This is a genomic window from Bacteroides sp. 1001136B_160425_E2 (assembly GCF_015559655.1).
GTDB classification, from domain to species: domain Bacteria; phylum Bacteroidota; class Bacteroidia; order Bacteroidales; family Bacteroidaceae; genus Bacteroides; species Bacteroides luhongzhouii.
The window spans coordinates 159,285-165,937 of sequence record NZ_JADMQH010000016.1 but is presented as its reverse complement, the minus strand read 5'-3'; the positions used below and the strand labels follow the sequence as shown (position 1 = coordinate 165,937).

Genomic DNA, 6,653 nt, shown 5'->3' with positions numbered 1-6,653 from the left:
GAGCCGTATGAGGGGAAACCCTCACGTACGGTTCTGAGGGGGGAAGAGGGCAGTAATGCCCTTGACCTACCCGATCGACCTGCTGACATGGAGCAACGAAACGGCAGGGCGGTACGCAAAGGCAACACTGTAAAGCTGTGGGGTGGCAATGTGGTAGATATTGTAATTTACGGCACGGAAAAGACCCTTGACGCCTACAAGTTCAATCTGTTGAGAAACAAGCAGATGTTTATCAATCAAATTAACAACGGCACAATCGCCGTGCGTCGTATTGACGAGGGAGGCATGGATGAGGACAGCGGTATGAACTTCGCCGAGTTCGTGGCTATTCTGTCAGGCAATAACGACTTGCTGAACAAGACGAAGCTCGACAACAAGATTATGCAGCTTGAAAAGGAACAGGCTATTTTCAAGAAAGAACGCATCCGTGCCGAGCGTAAAATAGCTGCCGGTCAGGGAGAAATCGAAAAGGCAAAGCGTACTGAGGCCGATTTCAAGAGGGATTTGGAATACATCAACTCGTATAATGGGGCAAAGGCAACCCTGCTTTTGAACTTGCCGCAAGCCAGTACCGAGGAAGTTGGCCGGGAGTTGCACCGTATCGCCAAGACCTACCGCAACGGAGCGTATGGTACAGTTGGCACATATGCAGGGCTAAACTTGTTGGTGCATAGCGAGTATAATATGGACGGTACGTTTGACCGCAATACATTCTTTGTAGAGGGTATAAGTGGATTGAAATACCGATGCGGTCTGAGCGGTGCGCTGCCGCTTGGTTTTGTTGAGTCGGCACAATATCCGCATGGAGCATTAAGCAAATTGCCCTCTCTTATCGAGAAGCAACAAAAGGCGGTAGAGCGGATAGAAAGCGAAATTCCCACATTGCAGGACATCATTTGCCGTCAGTGGAGCAAAGCCGATGAACTGTCAAGGCTCAAACAGGAATGTAAGGAACTCCAGCACAGGATTGATGAAAGCCTGAAAGAGGCCGAACAACCGCAGGCTGCCAAACACGAAGCTATTGCCGAAGCTGCTTGACATAATCATAATTCAACCGTTCCCTCTGCATGGTCGCGATGACTGGGCAGAGGGATTTTTTTGCGCTCCGGTCTGCCGACGGCTCTACTCTTTTATGGCATCCTTTCTCCCTTTATAACCTCCCGATTCCCCGCCACCACCCATTCTCATTTATAGCTATTAATATCTTCTGTTTTTAGTCAAATAGAGATAATATTCTTTCATCGCATATCCGTTTTTTGCGATACGCCATTTTTAGCTTCTACATTGGTGGCAATGTATCACTTTTGCCTTCACACCTCCTAATAGCTTCAATCAAGGCATCTTTTAATCTTATGAAGGCAAGTTTATCCACTCCTTTTGATATACTGATTTCATTACCGACCAAATCTTTCAACTTGAGTAAACAAGGAACATCTGCCTTATATCTGTCTCCCACATCTTGTAAATCATAGTCAAAATTATAATGATAAGCAAGAAATTGCGTAAAAGTATTTCTGCTTTTATTGCTTAGTTTGCAGATAGCATCAAAAAGAGCATTGGCATCTTCATATGCAAATATAGCACGAAGTTCGTATGTACAACTTTTATCTGGATAAGGCAATCTGTCTATGATTATAAGTTGTTCTACTGTTCCTTCAGTCAAATTACGCAGTGCTTTTTGCATTTGATCCGGCAACTCATTTATCTTTGATTTCATCTTCTGCAAGAAATAGTCCACAATATCATCCGTTATTGGGGTTTTGGAATCTGTGGTTACATAATTACATCCACTAATAAAAAGCCCTCTTAGCTGATAAAGTTCCTCTAAACAGGTTTGGCTATCAATCATTTCTGCTATTCTTACTTTTATTAAAGAGACATAAGCCTGTATAAAATAGAAAATGCCAATAGCGTGAAAGTATGATAGATACGCAATACTATAACCAAGTTGATAAGCATCTTTTATCTCTCTATCCAATATGGATGTTATAGTATCTTGACAAATTCTTTCAAGTTTTTGCTGCTCCATATCGAAAAAGCCGGATAGCATTTCCCAAGGTTTCAATTCTTTTTGCTTATCCCTTATCTCCGTAACAATAAATTCTACAAGTGGAGCACCTGTGATAATATATTGTATAATAGCCGTAACATACTCCGGATTTAAGACATTATAAATTAACTCCTTGTTCAAAGAGTGATATTTTTCCCTTAGATGATGTATCCTTTGCTTATCTTCATTATTATCTTGGAGTAGTGAAATCCGACAATCTCTACTCCAATTACAAATTACCTCTTTGTTCTCACTATTATTATACTCTGCATACACTGCAATAAATGACCCAAGAATATTTTTAAGAAAGATATTATCCTTTTCAACCAGCTCGGGAGGAAGTTTGTTTAAGTGGCTTTTAAAATCATATAAACATTGTCTCAAAACCCGTAAGTTATCGGATTTTGTGCACATAAAACAGGCAATAATGAAATCACGCATTTCTTTCAAATAATCGGATACCGGTACTTCGCCAAGGAAGTATTCGATGGCTTCTTCTATGTCAGGTTGTATTTCAAATTCCCTGCCTATGGTCTTTTCCTTAAACTCATCCCATACAGCCTTGGGAAGTTTTTCAAGGTGGTTCTCATCTCCAATTACGACAACATGACAATTACAATGCTCTACAAAATAGTTGATAAAGCCTAACAATTCCTTCATCTCTATCAGGCACCTTTCGATGTCATCGAATATCAGAAACTTTACACCTTTTATACTGTCGTCTTTCACTTGTAGTAACGACAACGAATCCAGTGTTGCGGAAAATGAACCATCCTCTTTAGAGTCTTCATTAAAATCCATACTCGTCTTGAAGACTACCTTACCGGCTAATTTCAAAACTCCCTTTATGAAACGCCCCGTTTTCGAATAGAAGAAAGGATTTAATTCCCTATCTATAGCTGTCTTGATGTCATTCACGCTATCCATTCCATAGGTCGAAATATAAATGGGCTTTAGCGTAATTTCCTCGTCGGTATCTGCGGTTCCATCAAACTTCTTCTTCCATTCTTTTATAAGATGAGTTTTGCCACATCCCCATTTTCCTTTCAGCATCACGGCATACTGAGGATTAGTATTATCAGCATAGCTGTTTAAAAAATCAAGAATCAAAGTATTCATACCTTTGTTATTAACATAATTCTATTTTAACTCCATTGAAAAACAAAAATGTAGCAATAAGAACATTAAATATTGAAATAGTAAACGACGCTGCAAATCCATTATCGCCACATCCACAATGAACAAAGTTAGTGATATTTCTTAATACAATAATATCCAAACAACTAAATTTCATGTTTCTTCTTTGAAAGATCCAATAAAGGCTTGCAGGAATCGTCAGTCTTACCATTGATTGCTTAAATATGCGTCTCCTATCATAATAATATCCGCAGAAAATGTGATGGTGGAATACATTTGGCGTTTTCTGTCAACATTGTAAACCTCTTTGTAATATACGATATACGCGTATTTGAACTCCACGACACGAAAGATTGAATTATCCTTAGTGTTGTAATAAATCACCTTGCCGCTTATCGCTTTGAAAGGACTGTTTACCATTGCTTCAAGAATAGTAGTTTCTCTGGTAGATTCAACGGTAATGGTAATACGTCCGCCAATAACATTTGTCACTGGCCTTCCTTTATTATCTGTCTTGCGGTTAAATTCAATGTGTGATGAAATCACTTCTATATCCTTCCCTTGCAAGCACACGGTTGCCTTTAATTCTGCCATGCTGATCTTATTATTTATTATAAAACCAAGACATTTCGCCTTGGTTAAAGCAGTCAGACCGCTTTCAAGACAAGAAGGAGGATATCATATTTCGCAAATATAGAATTTTCCTTTGAACATAACAAACAATCAATTAAATTTATTAACCAGCAAAATAGAAGAAACTCTATTTACAGGCTATCCTCCCTTCTAAGTATTATTTATACAAAGTAGAGAAATACTTGCAAGTTCAAGATATACCACGAGATTAAGACTTGATGTAATTTTTTCAAGCTGAGAGCCGAGTTATCCGTGTAATAGCTCGGCTTGTTTTTTTTTAAATGAGGGAAAGGTTACTTAGGTAGATGATATTTGTCCTTTATATGCTCGGCCACGTGTTCGACTTCCGGGAACAACGTTGATTTGTCTATGCCGAGGGCTTCAAGCTGCTTCCTAATCTTCCGCTTCTGCGCTTTATTGATGATGTACACTTTGTAGCTGAAGTTGAGTGATGCTGGTTGGCTTTTATTGCCATTGATACCATAAAGGAAAAATGCCCCGGACTGCCGGATTATGCGAGGATTGTCAAACATCGGTTTTACACAAAAGACTCTCTCGATATCCTTTGAGTCAATCACATTCTGAAAATGGGGTTTCTCGTACTTAATTTCATGCAGAAGATATTGGATTTCCTCTTCGGAGTTGAACTCCTTCCTATCCAGTTCTCTCAAATCTTCGATACTGAAATCTATTGGGCGTTTGGCGATATTAGAAACGACACTGACAGCATCGCTATCAAAATATTTAATATCTGACGTTTGAACTTCGAATCGGAACAGTTTTCCGTCAACGGCATCATTCTCGCACGCAAAATACAGAGCTACCAAAGGATTTGTAGTAATATCCAAGAGGCGTGTCGGCAAAGAGTAATGCTGCATCTTGACCAACTTCTCAAAGGTAGATGTACACCCTTTGAAATCAGCCGGACTTTGAGCGATAATATCTCTGAAAATTCTATTTTCATTCTGGATTAAGAATTTCTCTCGATAGATGGAGGGAATCAATCCAAAACTCTTATCTGACTGTCCTCGATAAAAGATATGGTAATCCATATCGTCCTCTAATTCATCTTCAAGTTTCTCGAATAGAGTCCGGATGCTACCAATACTTGATGAATCACTCTCCGGTGTATAATTATATGCCTCGTATGAAATCTCCCACGGACGTTTCCCAAGAGTCTTGACTATTTTTTCTGACAACTCATTATATGATGCAAAACTATCATAAGTGTAGCCCAGTTTTTTACTTCTTAGATACGATGAAGTGTTGGAGTCCAAAGGAACATATCTTTCCGGATTAGCGTAGAACAGAACAATGCTGAGTTTTCCCTTTCCGACACTTTTAATGTTCAATGCAGTTTGAAAAAGTCGTTCATCTACTTTCCCTCCTTTTACTTGTCCGAACAATTCCCATAATACATTTATATCATTGTTGCCCCTGATTGTCTTCCATGGGAATAGATGTACTTTCATGGGATGTGTTGTCGGGATGCCTGATACATCTGTTGGTTCTGGACAACTAAAATTTAGCTTACGCCTTAAATCCTGTAGGATTTCTACTCTTCTTTCATCGGAGTGAAACTTGTTGAGATACGAAAAGAATGTAAATGGGTCGATCTCTTCCAAAACAATCTCTTTGCCTCCTTCTGAACCATCACGAAAACCGGAAATGCCGATTTCTTTTAGCGTAGATATAAGTTCCGGTTGGCTATTCTGTTTTCCAAGTAGCCAGTCGGATAGTTCTTTGTAGAATGGTATCCATGTAAAATCACAATTCATATTGTTTATTTATTATTTCAATTCGCACTTCAATAATGAAACACTATATTTATGCCTTAAATTGTATTTTTATTCCGTTACATTTAAAGCCTTGTTTTAATATGAATAGAATTGAGGATTTTGCACTATCCTTCATATAGGTGTTTAAATCTAAATATTTGTCATATGCCGGTTCAAGTGAATAAAATAGGGATTCAGTTATTTGACTATAAAAGCTTGTATCCACCTGTGCTATTCCGTAAATAGCCTTCCTTTTATCTGGTATTGGTATAGAGATTGAGATTTCATATTCTTTGTCTGAAGAAAATCTTTTAAGACGTTTAAATATTCCTATCTTATCTGTATTTCGATAGTTTATAGAGACTAAAAGTTTCCATTCTCCCAAATCATGAAGATTAATATGTGATGCTAAAATAGCAATGTGTTGATTTAATTCAAAATATAATCTTCTAAGATCTACAATTTCATTTAATTGTGGTATTTCTGATGATATTAAAACTCTTATTTTAGCTACAATATTCATTTGACTACTTATTATATGATGGTAAATGATAACGATGGTCTCTTTCCCTATTATATGGTAAATTATGTCCTTCACTTCGCAATTGTCGAACCTTTGCGGCCTCTATTTCTTTCATGGCTCCTTTGGTAATATTTGTATGTGTAGATAATATTTGGAATGTTGCATTAGAAAAATTTGGGTCTTGTCGGACTTTTCGGGCACTTGTATAGGCTCGTCTATTACTATTATCCGCCATTACATCTTCTGCTTTACCAATGCCAACTTTTGCATACTCTCCTGTGCTATTATCATATACGAGATAAAGTACCCAATCCCCAACAGTATCATTACTGTTTTTGTGAAGCCCAAGAATATCACTCCACGCATTTGTGTCATCGACATACCCATATAGATTGAGTATTCCCCCAGCCAGCCCAATCGGATCTTGCGAGACATACATGCCCATCTGTGGCGAGTAATACCTGAACCTGTTGTACGCCAGCCCTGTCTCCCGGTCATAGTACTGTCCCTGAAACAGGAACGGTACCATCCC

General features: G+C 38.4%; 6 protein-coding genes. 1 reads left to right on the top strand and 5 read right to left on the bottom strand.

Translation table 11 applies throughout. The features are described from left to right. A partial coding sequence (locus I2I04_RS16935) for a DNA methylase (RefSeq protein ID WP_229031947.1) occupies window positions 1-1,038 on the top strand: 1,038 nt, incomplete at its 5' end. Window positions 1,039-1,279: 241 nt separating this feature from the next. On the opposite strand, the gene I2I04_RS16930 is transcribed toward I2I04_RS16935, so the two are convergent. The 5 genes from I2I04_RS16930 to I2I04_RS16910 all read right to left on the bottom strand — a co-directional run. Further along, on the bottom strand, window positions 1,280-3,169 hold the full coding sequence (locus I2I04_RS16930; protein WP_004308667.1) for a P-loop NTPase fold protein: 1,890 nt from the start codon (window positions 3,167-3,169) through the stop codon (window positions 1,280-1,282). A gap of 222 nt (window positions 3,170-3,391) precedes the next feature. After that, the gene (gene tssD, locus I2I04_RS16925) at window positions 3,392-3,781 is read right to left on the bottom strand and encodes a type VI secretion system tube protein TssD (protein WP_004308665.1); all 390 of its coding nucleotides are present in this window, start codon (window positions 3,779-3,781) and stop codon (window positions 3,392-3,394) included. 332 nt (window positions 3,782-4,113) lie between these two features. Then, window positions 4,114-5,598, bottom strand: a complete 1,485-nt coding sequence (locus I2I04_RS16920; protein WP_004308664.1) for an FRG domain-containing protein — start codon at window positions 5,596-5,598, stop codon at window positions 4,114-4,116. Between the two features lie 49 nt (window positions 5,599-5,647). Beyond that, window positions 5,648-6,121 (bottom strand): Imm9 family immunity protein, encoded by a 474-nt coding sequence (gene imm9 / locus I2I04_RS16915; RefSeq protein ID WP_008659502.1) that lies wholly within the window; start codon window positions 6,119-6,121, stop codon window positions 5,648-5,650. Window positions 6,122-6,125: 4 nt separating this feature from the next. Further along, window positions 6,126-6,653 (bottom strand): RHS repeat-associated core domain-containing protein (locus I2I04_RS16910; RefSeq protein WP_195211120.1); only part of this gene is annotated, 528 nt, incomplete at its 5' end.